The organism is Actinomadura mexicana (assembly GCF_900188105.1).
Classification (GTDB): Bacteria; Actinomycetota; Actinomycetes; order Streptosporangiales; family Streptosporangiaceae; genus Spirillospora; species Spirillospora mexicana.
Genome location: NZ_FZNP01000016.1, coordinates 63,172 through 79,819 on the forward strand (window position 1 = coordinate 63,172; position 16,648 = coordinate 79,819).

14 protein-coding genes and 1 riboswitch are annotated in these 16,648 nt (G+C 74.3%); of the genes, 10 read left to right on the plus strand and 4 right to left on the minus strand.

Annotated features, from left to right (window positions below; translation table 11 throughout):
- Positions 1–40: 40 nt before the first annotated feature.
- Positions 41–739 carry a cardiolipin synthase ClsA gene (gene clsA, locus CHC11_RS32165; RefSeq protein WP_179279108.1) on the plus strand — a complete coding sequence of 233 codons (699 nt, stop codon included), beginning with the start codon at positions 41–43 and terminating at the stop codon, positions 737–739.
- Entirely contained in the window at positions 736–3,234 is a 2,499-nt protein-coding gene (locus CHC11_RS32170) for a mannose-1-phosphate guanyltransferase (RefSeq protein ID WP_089315628.1), read from the plus strand. Before clsA ends, CHC11_RS32170 begins: the two co-directional genes overlap by 4 nt.
- A gap of 7 nt (positions 3,235–3,241) precedes the next feature.
- Here the strand turns inward: CHC11_RS32170 and CHC11_RS32175 are convergent, their stop codons facing one another.
- From CHC11_RS32175 to CHC11_RS32185, 3 genes are all read right to left on the minus strand, one after another.
- Positions 3,242–4,657, minus strand: coding sequence for an aminotransferase class V-fold PLP-dependent enzyme (locus tag CHC11_RS32175; protein ID WP_089315629.1), 1,416 nt, complete (start codon positions 4,655–4,657; stop codon positions 3,242–3,244).
- A 103-nt stretch (positions 4,658–4,760) separates the two neighbouring features.
- Entirely contained in the window at positions 4,761–6,353 is a 1,593-nt protein-coding gene (locus CHC11_RS32180; protein ID WP_089315630.1) for an ATP-binding cassette domain-containing protein, read from the minus strand.
- Between the two features lie 72 nt (positions 6,354–6,425).
- Complete coding sequence (locus tag CHC11_RS32185) at positions 6,426–7,766, minus strand: aminotransferase-like domain-containing protein (RefSeq protein ID WP_089315631.1); 1,341 nt, start codon at positions 7,764–7,766, stop codon at positions 6,426–6,428.
- 93 nt (positions 7,767–7,859) lie between these two features.
- On the opposite strand from CHC11_RS32185, the gene CHC11_RS32190 reads away from it, so the two are divergent.
- The 8 genes from CHC11_RS32190 (at position 7,860) to CHC11_RS32225 (ending at position 13,767) form a co-directional block, all read left to right on the plus strand.
- A complete protein-coding gene (locus tag CHC11_RS32190; protein WP_089315632.1) occupies positions 7,860–8,495 on the plus strand; it encodes a LysE family translocator in 636 nt (211 codons plus the stop codon).
- A 72-nt stretch (positions 8,496–8,567) separates the two neighbouring features.
- Complete coding sequence (locus tag CHC11_RS32195; protein ID WP_089315633.1) at positions 8,568–9,464, plus strand: DUF881 domain-containing protein; 897 nt, start codon at positions 8,568–8,570, stop codon at positions 9,462–9,464.
- Positions 9,465–9,486: 22 nt separating this feature from the next.
- Complete coding sequence (locus CHC11_RS32200) at positions 9,487–9,819, plus strand: small basic family protein (RefSeq protein ID WP_089315634.1); 333 nt, start codon at positions 9,487–9,489, stop codon at positions 9,817–9,819.
- Complete coding sequence (locus tag CHC11_RS32205) at positions 9,816–10,616, plus strand: DUF881 domain-containing protein (RefSeq protein ID WP_089315635.1); 801 nt, start codon at positions 9,816–9,818, stop codon at positions 10,614–10,616. The genes CHC11_RS32200 and CHC11_RS32205 overlap by 4 nt, the downstream gene beginning before the upstream one ends.
- A 308-nt stretch (positions 10,617–10,924) precedes the next feature.
- Positions 10,925–11,455 carry a double zinc ribbon and FHA domain-containing protein gene (locus CHC11_RS32210; protein ID WP_089315636.1) on the plus strand — a complete coding sequence of 177 codons (531 nt, stop codon included), beginning with the start codon at positions 10,925–10,927 and terminating at the stop codon, positions 11,453–11,455.
- A 39-nt stretch (positions 11,456–11,494) separates the two neighbouring features.
- Positions 11,495–12,226: a transcriptional regulator FtsR gene (gene ftsR, locus CHC11_RS32215; protein ID WP_089315637.1), complete on the plus strand. Its 732-nt coding sequence runs from the start codon at positions 11,495–11,497 to the stop codon at positions 12,224–12,226.
- A gap of 142 nt (positions 12,227–12,368) precedes the next feature.
- Positions 12,369–12,839: a bifunctional nuclease family protein gene (locus CHC11_RS32220; protein ID WP_067468341.1), complete on the plus strand. Its 471-nt coding sequence runs from the start codon at positions 12,369–12,371 to the stop codon at positions 12,837–12,839.
- Positions 12,840–13,161: 322 nt separating this feature from the next.
- Entirely contained in the window at positions 13,162–13,767 is a 606-nt protein-coding gene (locus tag CHC11_RS32225) for a MerR family transcriptional regulator (protein WP_089315638.1), read from the plus strand.
- Positions 13,768–13,776: 9 nt separating this feature from the next.
- Here the strand turns inward: CHC11_RS32225 and CHC11_RS32230 are convergent, their stop codons facing one another.
- The gene (locus tag CHC11_RS32230; RefSeq protein WP_245920040.1) at positions 13,777–16,218 is read right to left on the minus strand and encodes a lysylphosphatidylglycerol synthase transmembrane domain-containing protein; all 2,442 of its coding nucleotides are present in this window, start codon (positions 16,216–16,218) and stop codon (positions 13,777–13,779) included.
- A 306-nt stretch (positions 16,219–16,524) separates the two neighbouring features.
- Positions 16,525–16,619, plus strand: a riboswitch (glycine riboswitch).
- Positions 16,620–16,648 lie beyond the last annotated feature (29 nt).

The following is a 16,648-nucleotide window of genomic DNA, read 5'->3' on the forward strand; positions in this document are numbered from 1 at the left end:
TAGGGTCAGGATCAAGGGGACCAGGGGAGGCGACACGTCGGTGAGCACTTTGCAGGAGGCCCCGCAGGACCGGATCGTCACGGTGCCCAACATCCTGAGCCTCGCCCGGCTCCTGGGCGTCCCGCTGTTCCTGTGGCTCGTCCTGATCGAGGCGGACTGGTGGGCGCTCGGCCTGCTGGTGTTCGCGGGCCTGTCGGACTGGCTGGACGGGAAGCTGGCGCGGGCGTTCAACCAGACGAGCAAGCTCGGCATGGTCCTCGACCCGGCCGCCGACCGCCTCTACATCCTGGCCACGCTCGTCGGGCTCACCATCCGCGACATCATCCCGCTGTGGCTGGTGCTCGCGCTCGTCGCCCGCGAGGTGTCGATCCTGCCGATCGCGCCGATCGTGCGGCGGCTCGGATACGGCGGCACGCTGCCCGTGCACTTCATCGGCAAGGCGGCGACGATGTGCCTGCTGTACTCCTTCCCGCTGCTGCTGCTCGGCGACCACGACGGCGGCGCGGGCACCGCGGCGCGGGTCGTCGGCTGGGCCTTCGCCGGCTGGGGGACGGCCCTGTACTGGTGGGCGGCCGTCCTCTACTGGGTGCAGACGCGGCAACTGGTGCTGGCCGGCCGCGCCTCGCCGCCGGCCTCCGGGCCGGGCCCCGCGTCCGAGGCGGGCGATCAGGGGACCGAGGGCGGTCCGGGCGCGGAACCGCCGGCCGGCGACCAGAAGGGAGCTGGGACCCCCCGATGAAGGCCGTCGTGATGGCGGGAGGCGAGGGGACGCGGCTGCGTCCGATGACCGCCAACCAGCCGAAGCCCCTGCTGCCGCTCGTCAACCGGCCGATCATGGAGCACGTCCTGCGGCTGCTGAAGAAGCACGGGTTCGGCGAAACCGTCGTCACCGTCCAGTTCCTGGCCGCGCTGATCCGCAACTACTTCGGCGACGGCGAGGAGCTCGGCATGTCGCTGAGCTACGCGACCGAGGAGGTCCCGCTCGGCACCGCCGGCAGCGTCAAGAACGCCGAGGAGGCGTTGCGCGACGACCGCTTCCTGGTGATCTCGGGGGACGCGCTCACCGACATCGACCTGACCGACATGGTGCGGTTCCACGAGGAGAACGACGCCCTCGTCACCATCGGCCTCAAGCGCGTTCCGAACCCCCTGGAGTTCGGGATCATCATCGTGGACGACGTGGGCCGCGTGCAGCGGTTCCTGGAGAAGCCCACCTGGGGCCAGGTGTTCTCCGACACCGTCAACACCGGCATCTACGTGATGGAGCCGGAGGTCCTGGAGCACGTCGCGGAGGGCGAGCCGGTCGACTGGTCCGCGGACGTCTTCCCGAAGCTGCTGGCCGAGGGCGCCCGCCTGTTCGGGTACGTGGCCGACTGCTACTGGGAGGACGTCGGCACGCACGAGAGCTACCTCAAGGCCCAGGCGGACATGCTGTCCGGGCAGGTCGGCATCGACCTGGACGGCTTCGAGATGTCGCCGGGCGTGTGGGTGGCCGAGGGCGCGGAGGTGGACGCCGAGGCCATCCTCAAGGGGCCGCTCTACATCGGCGACTACGCGAAGGTCGAGGCGGGCGTCGAGCTGCGCGAGTTCACCGTGCTCGGCAGCAACGTCGTCGTCAAGGAGGGCGCGTTCCTGCACCGCGCCGTCGTCCACGACAACGTTTTCGTCGCGCCGTCCACGAACCTGCGGGGCTGCGTCGTCGGCAAGAACACCGACATCATGGCCGGCGCCCGGGTGGAGGAGGGCGCCGTCATCGGGGACGAGTGCGTCATCGAGGCCGAGGCGTACGTGTCCAGCGGCGTGAAGGTGTACCCGTTCAAGACCATCGAGGCCGGCGCCGTCGTCAACACCAGCGTGATCTGGGAGTCGCGGGGGCAGCGCAACCTGTTCGGGCCGCGGGGGGTGTCCGGCCTCGTCAACGTGGAGATCACCCCCGAGCTGGCGGTGCGGCTCGCCTCCGCCTACGCGACGACGCTGAAGAAGGGCACGACCGTCGTCACGGGGCGGGACGTCTCGCGCGCGGCCCGCACCCTGAAACGCGCCGTGAACAGCGCCCTCACCGCCAGCGCCATCAACGTCCAGGACCTGGAGGCGACGCCGCTGACCGTCGCCCGGTTCGAGACCGGCCGCGAGGACAGCGTCGGCGGGATCTACATCCGCACCACGCTCGGCGACCCGCAGGGCGTCGACATCCTGTTCCTGGACGCGGACGGCGCCGACCTGTCCCAGGGCGCGCAGCGCAAGCTGGAGCGCGTCTTCGGCCGGCAGGAGTACCGCCGCGCGTTCCCCGGCGAGATCGCCGAGCTGACCTACCCGCCGCGCGTCGTGGAGACCTACACCCGCGACCTGCTGCGCCGCGTCGACATCCGCGGTGTCCGCGAGGCGGGGCTGAAGATCGTCCTGGACTGCGCGGGCGGGGTGGCCTCGCTCGTGCTGCCGAACCTGCTCGGGAAGGTCGGCGTGGAGGTCCTCACCCGCAACGCGGGCCTGGACGAGGCCAACCCGACCGAGACGCTCGCCGAGCGGATGCGCGACCTGGAGCGGCTCGGCGAGCTGGTGTCCTCGTCGCGGGCCGCGTTCGGCGTCCGGTTCGACCCGGTGGGGGAGCGGATCTCCCTGGTGGACGAGAACGGCGAACTGGTGGGCGACGACCGGGCCCTGCTGGTCATGCTGGACCTGGTCGCGGCCGAGCGGCGCGGCGGCAAGGTGGCGCTGCCGGTGACGACGACGCGGGTCGCCGAGCAGGTGTGCCGGTTCCACGGCGTGCAGGTCGAGTGGACCTCCACGTCCCAGGACGTGCTGACCAAGGCGGCCGCGCAGCCGAGCGTGGTCTTCGCGGGCGACGGGCGCGGCGGGTTCCTGATGCCCGAGTTCAGCGGCACCGTGGACGGGATCGCGGCGTTCGTCCGGCTGGTCGGCCTGGTCGCGCGGACACGGCTGACGCTGTCGCAGATCGACCGCCGCATCCCCGACGCGCACCTGCTGCGCCGCTCCGTCCCGACGCCGTGGGCGGCCAAGGGCAGCGTGATGCGCCACGTCGTGGAGGCGGCGGGGAACCGGACGCTCGACACCACCGACGGCGTGCGCGTGGTGGAGGGCGACGGCCGCTGGGTCCTCGTGCTGCCCGACCCCGCGGAGGCGGTGACGCACCTGTGGGCCGAGGGGCCGGACGCCGATGCCGCGCAGGCGCTCCTGGCGGAGTGGGCCGCCGTCGTCGAGCGCGCGGGCTCCTGAACGGCCCTCAGCAGCGTTCGCGGGGCCTCAGGCCCGCCCCGTCGGGTTCCCGGTCGGCGTACCGGGCGCCGAGGAACGCGATGAGGTGCTCCACGTCGGCGATGTTGGAGACGAGGCCGAGGGACGCCCTGACCGCGCCCCCGCTCGGCAGCCCGAGCACGCCCAGGTAGTCGTCGAGTGTCCGCACCCGCAGGTTCGCGGTCCGGTGCAGGGCGTGCTCGGGGATCTCGAACGCGCCCTCGCCGGCGCCGGGGTTGCAGAAGCAGCCGGTCCGGATCGAGATGCCGGCGGCGGCGGTGTCGCGGGCCACGACCCGCTCGTCCACGACCGCGCCGCGGCGGTCGAGCACGTTGAACGCGACGGTGCCGCCGCGCCCGTCGGGGCCCTCCGGCCCGTACACCCGGACGAGGGGGGAGCCGTCGGCGTGGCGCAGGTCCGCGAGGCGGCGCAGGAGCAGGGAGGTCAGGCACCCGACGCGGCGGTGGACGAGGTCCATGCCGATGTCCTCGATCCAGTGGATGCCGAACTCCACGTCGGGGATGGACAGGAAGTTCGGGGTGCCGTCCTCGAACGCGGTCTCGTCGGGCGCGAGCACGTGCCAGCCGCCGAGCGCGCTGACCGCCTGGACGGTCCCGCCGGCGAACCAGGGGCGGCGCAGCCGGGCCAGCGCCTCCCGGCGGGCGACCAGGCTGCCCACGCCGGTCGGGTAGCCGAACACCTTGTACCAGCTCACGGGGACGAAGTCGGGCCGTATCCGGTTCAGGTCGAGGCGGCAGGCGGGCGCGAAGGCGGCCGCGTCGAGCAGCACGTCGTAGCCGTGCGCGTGGGCGAGGTCTACCCAGCTCAGCGGGTGCCGGACGCCGCTGAAGTTGCTCTGCGCGGGGAAGGCCAGCAGGCCGCGCCCCTCGCCCAGCGCCGCGGCGAGTCCGGCCTCGGCGACCCGCAGGTCGGGCCCGCCGACGGGGACGTGGGCGACCTCGGCGCCGCGCGCCCTCGCGAACTCCCTGATCCCGTTCACCGAGTTGTGGTTGTCGCCGGTGAGGACGAGCCGCCCGCCGCGCCCGAACGGGTAGCCCTCCCCGACGAGGCGGCACGCGCCGGTGGCGTTCTGCGTGAACACCACCGCGTACTCCTCGGGGTCGGCGTTGAAGAACGCCAGGACCGCCCGCCTGGCCCGCTCGACGAGTGCCGTGGAGGCGCTGGAGGTCGGGTTCTCCGAGTGGGGGTTGCCGTAGCAGCGCCCGGAGAGGCGCTCGGTGTGGGCGCGGATCTGCGCGGCGGCGGCGACGCCCGAGCCGGTGTAGTCCAGGTACGTCTGCGCGTCCAGGTAGGCGTACTCGGCGGCCCGCAGGTCGTCCAGCCGGCGAGTCTCCGCGTAGCCGGGCATGAGGTCGACGTCAAAACCGGGCGAAGCGCTCAACATGCACCCCCGTGTGCAAAAGCCGCATTCCTCCCAACAGTCCGGAATTGGCAAGGGTGATGCAAGAGCGCCGCGGTGGCCTTAAATGGCCTACGGGGAAGGGGTTCTATGTCCTTCGGGTGAGGACCAGGCAGGCTCCCGCGAGGAACAGGGCCGTGAACCCGCCCAGCAGTGCCCAGTCCACGGCAGGCGACCGCGAGAACGTGTCACCGTAGGAGTCGAGCAGGGGCGGGCCCAGCGGCGAGCGTCCGGTGGCCCAGAGCCGCTCCACCCCGAGGCTGTGCCCGAGCCCCTCGAACGCCCACCGGTTGGACATGCCGCAGCTGAGCCACCGTCCGGGCGCCGCCATCACCGGGACGGGCAGGATCGCGCCCACGAACAGCACCTGCGGGAAGCAGAGCATCGGCAGCGCCATCGTGGCCTGCGCCGGGTCGGTGACCGCCGCCGACACCAGAAGGCCCAGCGCCAGCGCCGCCAGCGAGCACAGCAGCAGCGTGACGAACAGCTCCCCGTAGGTGCCCCACCCCATCGCGGGCAGCCGGTCCAGGGTCCGCAGGACGCCGAGCATCAGCGCGTCCACCGCGGCCAGCAGCGGCAGCAGGACGGTCGCCTTGGCCAGCACGTACGGTGCGATCCGCAGCCCGGTGAGCCGCTCCCTGCGCAGCACGGGCAGCTCGTTGCAGATCTGCAGCAGCCCGTAGGTCAGGCCGAAGAAGAACCCGCCGAACGCGATCCAGAAAAGGATCATCACCGTCGCGGCGGGGCTGGGGGACTCCGGCGAGAACGCACCCGGCCGGAACAGGACCGCGAACATCGCCAGCACCATGAGCGGCGACCCCAGCAGCACGGCGAGGGTGAGCCGGTTGTGGGTGAGCAGGTCCAGGCTGCGCCGGGTGAGCAGGGCCCACTGCCGGAACGCGCCGACCGCCGGGCCGGTCGCCGGCGCCGGGGGCGCGCCGAACCGGCCCGCCCACTCGTGCGCCTCCACCTCGGCCAGCCGCAGGTAGATGTCCTCGATCCGGTCCGCCCGGAACCGCTCGCGCGCCTCGTCGGGCTCGCCGTAGAAGGCCAGCCGCCCGTCCTGGGCGAGGACGGCCACCCGGTCGCACACCACGACGTCCGGCGGATGGTGCGTGGTGATCACCACCGTCGTCCCCGAGTCCGCGAGCCCGCGCAGCAGCCGCATCAGGTCGGCCGCGGTCGCCGGGTCGAGGCCGGACGTGGGCTCGTCCAGGAAGAACACGCGCGGCCGCGTCAGCAGCTCGACCGCGATGCTGGCCCGCTTGCGCTCGCCGCCGCTCAGCGACCCGACGCGCTGCCCCGCCCGGGCGGTCAGCGCGAGCGCCTCCAGGACGCCGTCCACGGCGCGCTCGGCGCGCTCGGGGGACGTCCCGGCGGGCAGCCTCAGCCCCGCCGCGTACCGGAGCGTGCGCCGCAGCGGCATCTCCCGGTGCACGATGTCGTCCTGCGGGACGTAGCCCAGCGAGCCCGCGGCGGGGCCGCCCGCGCCGCCGTCGAATCTGACCTCGCCCTCGGCGGGCGGCCGGACGCCCGCGATGGCCTCCAGCAGGGTGGTCTTGCCCGCGCCGCTGCCGCCGATGATCGCGACCAGCTCCCCGGCGCCGATCGCCAGCGACACCTCCCGCAGCGTCCGCCGTCCACCGGCCGCTCGCTGCCCCACCTCGCGGACCTCGATCATCTGTCCTCCCGCCGGGCGACCCCACCCCGACGATGGACGATCTTCCGGTGCGCGTCCAGCCGCCGGATCCGGTCAGTCGGGGGCGTCGTCGTCGGGGTCCCCGGCGGCGATCCCGGCGAGGGTCCGCAGGGCGCGCGCGAGGACGTCCGGCGGCGGGGAGGCCAGGCCGAAGCGGACGGCGCGCGGGGCGGCGGCGCCGCCCACGACGAAGGCGGCGGCCGGGGTGACGGCGATGCCGCGCCGGGCGGCCGCCGCCACGAACGTCTCGGCCCGCCACCGGCGGGGCAGCTCCCACCAGCAGAAGTAGGAGCAGGGATCGGACCGGACGGCCGCGCCCTCCAGGCACGCGGCCGCGATCCGCTGGCGGGACGCGGCGTCGGCGCGCTTGGCGCGCACGACCTTCTCGACCGTCCCGTCGGCGATCCAGCCCGCGGCCGCCTCCAGCGCGAAGCCCTGCGGGCCCCAGGCGCCGGAGCGCAGCGCGGTGGCGAGGCGCCCGGCGAGCGCCGCCGGCGGGACGGTGAAGCCGAGGCTCAGGCCGGGCGCCAGGCGCTTGGAGAGGCTGTCGACCAGCACGGTGCGATGCGGGGCGTGCGCCGCCAGCGGCTCGGGCCCGCCGGCCGGGAGGAACGCCCAGACGCGGTCCTCCACGGCATGGAGGCCGAGCCGCTCCAGCGCGCCGGCCAGCTCGGCGCGGCGCTCCTGCGGCATCGTGGTCCCGCAGGGGTTGTGCAGCGTCGGCTGGACGTAGACGCCGCCGAGCGGTGCGGCGCGATGGGCGTCGGCGAGCGCGTCAGGACGCAGCCCGTGCCCGTCCATCGCGATGGGGACCGGCGTCACGCCGAGCCGGGCCGCGATCCCCTTGATCACCGGATAGGTGAGCGCCTCGACGCCGAGCCGGCCGCCCGCCGGCACGAGCGCCGCCACGGCGGCCGCGATGGCCTGCCGGCCGTTCCCCGCGAACAGCACCTCGGAGGGGGCGGGCCGGAAGCCGGGCGTGGCGAGCAGCGCGGCCGCGGCCTCGCGGGCGGCGGCGGTCCCCGCGACCCCGGCGGGCCCGAGCGCGGCGGCCAGGACGTCCGGGCGGCGCAGGCGCTCCAGCCCCTCGGCGAGCAGGGCGCCCTGCCCGGGTGCCACGGGGTGGTTCAGCTCCAGGTCGACGCGTGCGGAGGCGGGCTCGGCGAGCGCGGGCCCCGGCGGGCGCTCGGCCGCGCTGACGAAGGTCCCGCGCCCGACCTCGCCCACCACCAGGCCGCGCCTCGCCAGTTCCCGGTACACCCGGTTGGCCGTCGAGCCCGCGATGCCGCGGCGCCGGGCGAAGGCGCGCTGCGGCGGCAGCCGCTCGCCCGGGCGCAGCCGGCCCGCCGCGATGTCGGCGGCCAGTTCGTCCGCGACCCGCCGGAAGTCGTCCATAGGAACCTCAGATTGCACCGAGAACAATGTCGCTATTGCACCGAGCATATCGCGACTTCTACTCTTGGAGAACTTCGAATCGACTGGAGTGCAATGATCTCGTACGGGGCCGTCGCGGCCATCGCCCTCTTCGCCCTCGGCCTCGTCCTCACCCCGGGGCCCAACATGATCTACCTGGTGTCGCGGTCGGTGACGCAGGGCCGCCGCGCCGGGCTGATCTCGCTCTGCGGCGTCGCCGCGGGGTTCCTCGTCTACGTCGCGGCCGCCACCGCGGGCCTCACCACCGTCTTCACGCTCGTGCCGCCCCTCTACACGGCGATCAAGCTGGCCGGCGCCTGCTACCTGCTGTGGCTGGCATGGCAGACGCTGCGGCCGGGCGGCACGACCGCCTTCGCGCCCGCGGACCTGCCCGCCGACCCGCCGCGCCGGCTGTTCGCCATGGGGCTGGTCACCAACCTGCTCAACCCCAAGATCGCCGTCCTGTACGTGTCGCTGCTGCCGCAGTTCGCCGACCCCGGGCGCGGCCACGTCGCCGTCCAGATCCTGCTGCTCGGCGCCGTCCAGGTCGTGATCGCCGTCACCGTCAACGCCCTCATCGTGCTCGGCGCCGGCTCCATCGCCGCCTTCCTCGCGCGCAGGCCCGGCTGGAGGCGCGCCCAGCGCTACCTGATGGGTTCGGTGCTGGCCGCCCTCGCCGTCCACATCGGCCTGCGCCCCGCGAGCGCCTGACCCGGCACGCCCCGCGCGGCCACCGGGGACCGCGGTCCGCGCCGATGTGCCGGTCCTTGCCATGATGGGCCGGTGATCGAACGCCAGGACGAGCCCGGGGACCGGGCGCGGCCGCCCGACCGGCGCCCCGACGCCTCCATGTCGCTGCTCGCCGACCTGTTCGCCGGCAAGCACCTCGACCCGGGCTACGCCGAGGCCGCGGCGCGCCGGGCCGCCTCCGGCCGGGCCGCGCCGCGGCCGGGCCGGCTACGCGGCGCGGGCGTCCTGCTCGTCCTCGCCCTGACCGGGGCCCTGGCCGCCGTCGCCGGGGTCGAGGTGCACCGCGGCGAGCCGGTGGCCGCCGAGCGGCGCTCCGGGCTCGTCGACCAGATCCGCGCCCGCACCGCCGAGACCGACGCCCTCCAGGGCCGGCTCGACCGGCTGCGGGCCGACACCGAGCGCCGCCGGGCCGCCACGCTGGCCCGCAGCGCCGAGGGCCGCCGCGTCCGGCGGGACGTGGCCGCGGCGGGCGCCGCGGCGGCCGCCACCCCCGTCGCGGGGGAGGGCCTCGTGGTCACCCTGGACGACGCCCCGCGCGGCGCCCCGGCCGCGCCGGGCCGCGCCGCCGCCGGCGGCCGGGTCTATGATCAGGACCTCCAGGTCCTGGTGAACGGGCTGTGGGCGGCGGGCGCGCGGGCCGTCGGCGTCAACGGCCGGCGGCTCACCCCGACCACCGCGATCCGCGCCGCCGGCGAGGCGATCATGGTCGACTACCGGCCGCTCGGCGGACCCTACGAGGTCACGGCGCTCGGCGACCCCGGGCGGCTGCGGGCCGCCTTCGCCGGCTCGCCCGCGGACCGGCGGCTCGCGGCGCTGCACGACCGGTTCGGGATCAGGTACGGCACGCGCCGCTCGGGCGAGGTCCGGCTGCCCGCCGCGGGCGCGGTCCGGCTGCGGTACGCCGTCCCCCGCGCGAGGGGCGGCCGGTGAGCGGGGGAGGGGGGAACCGGGGATGATCGCCCTGATCGGGCTCGTGGTCGGCGTCACGCTGGGCTTCCTGATCCAGCCGGACGTCCCGCTCTGGCTGCAGCCCTACCTGCCGATCGCGATCGTGGCGGCGCTCGACGCCATGTTCGGCGGCGTCCGGGCCAGGCTGGAGGGGATCTTCGACGAGAAGGTCTTCGCGGTCTCCTTCGTCAGCAACACCGTGATCGCCGCGCTGATCGTCTTCCTCGGGGACAAGCTCGGCGTCGGCTCGCAGCTGTCCACCGGCGTCGTGGTCGTCCTCGGCATCCGGATCTTCTCCAACGCGGCGGCCATCCGGCGGAAGCTGTTCGGCGCATGACCGGCGGCGAGGCCACCTGGCACGACGAGACCGTCCCGGCCGACGATCGGGCCCCGGCCGACGATCAGGTTCCGGAGGAGGAGCAGGCTCCCGAGGAGGAGCCGGGTCCACCGGGGCCCGGAGGGGTGCGCGCCCTCGCCGAACTGCTGCGCCCGCGGGTCAGCCCGGGACAGCTCGTCGGCGGGCTCCTGTGCCTCGTGCTGGGGTTCGCGGTCGCCGCCCAGGTGCGCTCGACCGAGCGCGACACCACGTTCGCCACCGCGCGGCAGGACGAGCTCGTCGGCATCCTGGCGGATCTGGGCCAGCGCTCCGAGCGGCTGAGGGGCGACCTGCGCGACCTGGAGGAGACGAAGGCCAGGCTGGAGCGGGACGCCGAGGGCGGGACGGCCCTGCAGGAGGCGCGCGAGCGGGCGACCACCTACGGCCTGCTGGCGGGCACGCTGCCGGCCGAGGGCCCCGGCATCGAGCTGCGCATCGACGACCCCGGCCGCGGCGTGAGGGCCCTCAACCTGCTGGACGCCCTGGAGGAGCTCCGCGACGCCGGCGCCGAGGTCATCCAGGTCGGCGACGTCCGCGTCGGCGTCGACACCCACTTTCTGGACGACCGTAACGGCGTCCGCGCGGACGGAAGGCTCCTCACCGCCCCGTACCGGTTCCTGGCGATCGGCGACCCGCACACGATGGCGACGGCGCTCAACATCCCGGGCGGCCTCGTCCGCACGCTGGAGGGGGCCGGGGCCGGGGTCCTGATCACCCCGCGCGCGAAGGTGGCCGTCGGCGCGGTACGGTCTCCCTAGAGGGAACGGGGGGACGGTGACCGGACGCCGGGCCGGAACGTCGTGATCGCGGCGGTCCGCGCGGCGGCATGGACCTGCGATCATCGACGAATGTAGTTTGGTGCAGCCGGTTCACCGTTCCGGTTGACCCCTCGGGTGATACCCGCGTAAGTTGCGGCGACCGTCGCATGAGCGGGGCGGTGAGTTGGACCGTGGCCGGGGGCGGGTCCCCGGCGTGGGGTTGGTGAAGATGCGCGTGGCGCAGGCGGTCCCCGCTTCGGCGGGTGGTCGGCGGGCGGCACGCCGATGGTAGGAGGCCGAGCCGATCGATGCCGAGCGTCTACTGCACGCAGTGCGGTCACGCCAACCCGGATGATGCCCGCTTCTGCTCGAACTGCGGCACTCCGCTGAGGAGTTCGGCGCCGCCGCCTCCCCGGGAGTCGCCGGGCGAGTCCACGTCCACGATCTCCATCGGGGGATTCGAGGCGCTGGACACCGACGCCGGCGCCGAGGAGCCGGCCGGGCCCGACCAGATGGCGATGGAGGCGCTCCCCCCGGGCACCGCGCTGCTCGTCGTCAAGCGAGGGCCCAACGCCGGCAGCCGCTTCCTGCTCGACAAGGACCGCACGTCCGCCGGACGGCACCCCGAGAGCGACATCTTCCTGGACGACGTCACCGTCTCCCGCCGGCATGCCGAGTTCGCCCGGCAGGGCGGCGTGTTCTCCGTCCGGGACACCGGCAGCCTCAACGGCACCTATGTCAACCGGCAGCGGATCGACCAGGCCGGGCTGTCGGGCGGCGACGAGGTCCAGATCGGCAAGTTCCGGCTGGTGTTCCTGACCAACCCGGCCCACGGCTGACGGAACGCGGCGAGGTCGCGGCGAACGATGGGAGGGCCCTTGAGCGCGGAGCCGGCCCGGTCCCCGATGACGATCGGGGACGTCCTCGGGCTGCTCAGGCCCGAGTTCCCCGACATCACCATCTCCAAGATCCGCTTCCTGGAGTCCGAGGGGCTCGTCGAGCCCGAGCGCAGCCCCTCCGGCTACCGCAAGTTCCGTGAGGCCGACGTCGAGCGCCTGCGGTACGTCCTGACCGCGCAGCGCGACCACTACATGCCGCTGCGCGTCATCCGGCAGCACCTGGAGGCGCGCGACCGCGGCGAGAGCGTCCCGCCGCTCGGTGCGCGGCCCCCCGGCCCGGCCGAGCCGGACCGGCGGCGCCCCCGCACGCTCGTGGCCGCCGACACCACCGCGCCGGACCCCGCCGTGCGGCTCACCCGCCGCCAGCTCCTGGACGGCGCCGGCATCGACGAGGCCCTCCTCGCCCGCCTGGAGGAGTACGGCCTGGTCCGCCGGACCGGCGCGCACTACGAGGGCGAGGCGCTGAACATCGCGCGCGTGGCCGCCGCGCTCGGCGAGTTCGGTTTCGAGGTCCGGCACCTGCGCGCCGTCAAGGCCGCCGCCGACCGGCAGGTCGGCCTGATCGAGCAGATGGTCGCGCCGCAGCTGCGCCGCCGCGGCCGCGGCGCGCACGAGCAGGCCGCCGAGACCGCGCGGGAGATCGCCGCGCTCTCGGTGCGGCTGCACGCCGCCCTGGTCGGCGCGGGTCTGCGCGAGAGCCTCGACCACTGATCACGCGGCCGGTGGAGTATTTTGCCGCCCCCCGCGCGCCGCGAGCTGTCCGAGCCTGGGTGTACGTTGGCTACATGGTTCGGTCAGGAATCGATCCGCTGCACGTGGTGATCGAGACAGCGAGAACCAGCAGGGAGCCGCAGTGAAGCAGATGGAGGTCGTCGGCGTCCGGGTCGAGATGCCCTCCAATCAGCCGATCGTCCTGTTGAAGGAGACGGAGGGCGATCGCTACCTGCCCATCTGGATCGGGGCCGTCGAAGCGACCGCGATCGCGTTCGCCCAGCAGGGGGTGCTGCCCGCCCGGCCCCTCACCCACGACCTGTTCCGCGACGTGCTGGACGCCCTGAGCGTCCAACTCCGCACCGTCAACATCACCGCGCTGCGCGAAGGGATCTTCTTCGCCGACCTCATCTTCTCCAACGGCGTCGAGGTGAGCGCGCGCCCGTCCGACTCCATCGCGCTCGCCCTGCGCACCGGCGCCACGATCTTCGCCAGCGAGGACGTCCTGGAGGAGGCCGGGGTCGCCATCCCCGACGAGCAGGAGGACGAGGTCGAGAAGTTCCGCGAGTTCCTCGACACGATCTCCCCGGAGGACTTCGGCCGCGCCGGATAGGCCCTCCCGCGCCCGCCCCGGGACGGGTGAATCCTGTGGCGTGTGTCACTCTGGAGTGCGAGTTCATGCCATCGGGCGATTGGTCGCCCATTGCGCCGGACCTGGCGGTTTTTGCGGGGGAACCATCGGGGTATGGACTGCGTGGGTGGCGAAGGTGCGCAGTTTGCCCACGTGAAGCCGGTTCATCCGGGCATGCGACGCGCCGACGATGAACGTTGACCACACCCTGACCGGCACCTACCGTGCTGGTGGAACACCCGTGGTGTTATTCGTCAAACCCCCTTGACGAACCGCCGCGGGATGATAGAAGCCGGAGGTCCGCGTGGCGGTGAGCAGCGGCGAGGGCAAGGCGACCCCCGACAGGCACGTGGCGTCCCGCCGTGCCGGAGAGCAGGGCCTGCTCTTCGACACCCAGGTGTCGGTGCCGCCGGAGGATGTCGGCTACCGCGGCCCGACGGCGTGCGCCGCGGCGGGGATCACCTACCGGCAGCTCGACTACTGGGCCCGCACGAAGCTGGTGGAGCCCGGCGTGCGGTCGGCGCAGGGGTCCGGCAGCCAGCGGCTCTACAGCTTCCGCGACGTCCTGGTCCTGAAGGTCGTCAAGCGGCTCCTGGACACCGGCGTCTCGTTGCAGCAGATACGCACGGCCGTCTCCCATCTGCGCGACCGCGGCGTCCAGGACCTCGCCCAGATCACCCTCATGAGCGACGGCGTCAGCGTCTACGAGTGCACCTCACCCGACGAGGTCGTCGACCTCCTCCAGGGCGGCCAGGGCGTGTTCGGCATCGCGCTCGGACGGGTGTGGCAGGAGGTGGAGGGCAGTCTGGCGGAGCTGCCCGCCGAACGCGCCTCCACCGGCGACGACGACCCCGCCGGACACCACCACGACGAACTCGCCGACCGGCGGCGCGCCCGCCGCACCGGCTGAGGCCGGCCCTCAGAGCGCCTCCTTGCGCTGCAGGAAGGCGAACGCCCCCCACCCCGGCAGGACCGGCAGCCACAGCGTCAGGAGCCGGTAGAGCAGCACCGCCGACGTGGCCGTCTCCGCCGTGAGCCCCGAGATCGTCAACGCCAGCGTGAGGGCCCCCTCGACCGCGCCGAGCCCGCCCGGCGTCGGCGCCGCGGAGCCGACCGCGTTCGCGGTGAGGAACACCAGCACCACCGTCGTCCACGGCAGCGACCCGCCGAACGCCCGGATCGACGCGTCGAGGCACAGCGTGAACGCCAGCGTCAGCAGCAGGGTGCCGCCCATCCCGGTGGACAGCTTCCTCGGCGACTGCAACACGTCCACCAGGCGCGGCACCACGCCCGAGAACATGGCCTTCAGCCGCGAGGCGACCACCCGCCGCACCCGCGGCACCGTCAGCGCGAGCGCCGCGAGCAGCCCCAGCCCGAGCACCGCGAGCACGATCGTCCGGGACGGGGCCAGGTCCTGCGTCGCCTTCGCCGTCGACCCGGTCAGGAAACCGAACAGCACCAGCAGCAGGATGTGGGTGACCATCCCCACCAGCTGGGACGCGCCCACGCTCGCGACGGCGAGGGCGGGCCGGACGCCCGAGCGCTGCAGGTAGCGCGTGTTGACGGCGACGCCGCCCACGGCCGCCGGCGCGACCAGCTTCACGAACGACGCGGCCAGCTGCACCAGGACCGTGCGCCCGAGCGGCAGCCGCTCGGGCACGAACCCCATCAGCATGAGTGCGGCGGCGACGTAGGTGAGCGCCGCCGCCCCCAGCGCCGCCGCCACCCAGTGCCAGCTCGCCGTGGCCGCCAGACGGCCGATGTCCAGGCTCGTCACCTGCGGGATGACGATGTACGCCGCGACCGACAGCGCCACGATGCTGACGATGGTCCGCGGCCGGAACCGCTCGAGCTTGGCCGGGGGCGCCTCCGTCTCCGGCTTCAGCCGGACGATCTGCTCCCGGATGCGGGTGAGCAGGTCCTTGTGGTGCCGCAGCGCGGTGCGGGTCGCCCGCGACAGCGCCACCCGCTGGAGCAGCGGCACCGCCCCGCCGAGGGCCTCCTCGCCCAGCACCGGCGCCGCCGTCCGCACCGCCCGCTCCGGCCCCGCGCGCAGCGCCAGCGTCGTGAGCAGCTGAGCGAGGTCCAGGCGCAGCGCCAGGTCGCCGGCCGCCGTCTCCCCGGACCGCAGGTCGGTGAGGTAGGCGAGGCCGTCGTCGCCGACCAGCACGGCCCCGTCCTCCAGCCGCCGGTGCGCGAGCCGCCCCGCCTGCAGGGAGCGGAACTGCCGCCACACGTCAGCCAGCAGCTCGTCGGTGATCTCCCCGTCGGGGACGTCCCCGAACCCCCGCCCCGGGACGTGCTCGTAGGCCAGCAGCGCCGCCTCGGTGCCCACCTCGCACGTGCCGACCAGCCGCGGCGTCCGGGCGCCCGCGGCGTCCACCGCGTACGCCATCAGCGATTCCAGCTCCAGGGACCGGCGCAGCGACCGCAGCGTCCGCCCCGTCGTGGCGCCGCGCAGCCGCAGCAGCCGCCACACCCGGTAGAGCAGCCCGGCGGTCTGCTGGTCGCGGTCCAGGACGCGGACCTCGACGTCCCAGTCGCCGTGCGGCCCGCGGCCCGCCGGGAGCCGGGCGCCGTACCCGTCCTGCGGGCAGGAGGCGAGGGCGACGCCGTAGCGGCGGGTCTCGTCGGCGTGGTGCGTGCCGTCCAGGCGCGCCCCCCGCAGCGGATGCAGCCCGAGCCGTTCGAGCGCGGCCACCACGGCCGTGCCGGACGGGCGCGGGTTCGGGGTCCCGACCGCGTAGAGGGTGCCGTGGCCGATGGCGCGGCCCAGCAGGTAGGTGGCCGCCAGCGCGGCGACGGAGGCGTAGGACGCGGTCAGCCCCGTCAGCGCCGCCAGTCCGATCATGGTCCAGGTCGCGGCCTGCCAGCGGGCGCGGCCCGCCATCCCGACCGCGCTGACGAACGCGATCACCGGGGCGATGTCGGTGTGCACCGGCGCGGTCTCGGTGCCGCCCCAGATCAGCGAGTCGAGCACTCCTCCGGGCGCGGCCCGCACCACCAGATCGTCCAGGCCCACCGTGATGCCGAAGGCGATCATCGCGGCCAGCAACGCGATCGCGACGCGCATCCCGTCCTTGTGGAACAGCCGCTCGATCGCGAACGCGATCGGCACGGCCAGCACCCCGAAGCTGGACACCAGCGTCGCGAGGGTCAGCAGCAGCCGCGGCGCGTGCGCGGTGCCCTGCGCGATGTCGGTCTGCAGGCCGTGGGTCGTCTGCTGCGCGATCGACACCAGCAGCATCACCGCGGCCAGCGCCACCACGGACGCCGCGAACCGGATGGCGTCGGAGGGCCGGCGGATCCGGTACGGCTGCGCGGGCTCGTCGACGGGCGCGCCGGCGGTCGCACCCTGCACCGGGCGCACCGCTCCGTCGTGGGTCCGTGTCACGCCGTACCGCCGCCCTGACCATCCGCCGTCGTGATCAGCGTCCCAGACCCGGCGGCGCGCCGTCGAGTCGCGGGGCCGCCGCAGCCGGGACGCGCGTCCATCCCGCCGCCTCATCTCCCGCCCCCGTGCGGCCCGGGACCGTCGCGTCCCAGGTGAGTCAGCACATGGTACTCGCCGGTACACCACCGCCGCCGGGGTGCGCGGCCCCTTGCGGCGGACCGGAACGACGTCGCGGACGCGCCTTTGGGTAGGGTTCGACCTAGGACATGCCGTCGACCCTGTGCGGGAGAGTCCCCACGCCGCCAGCGTGGGGCGCCGAAGGGGCAACCTCCCCGGAACCTCTCAGGCAAAAGGACCGCGAGGCGAGGCACCTCTGGAAAGCAGGCGTCGGCCCCCG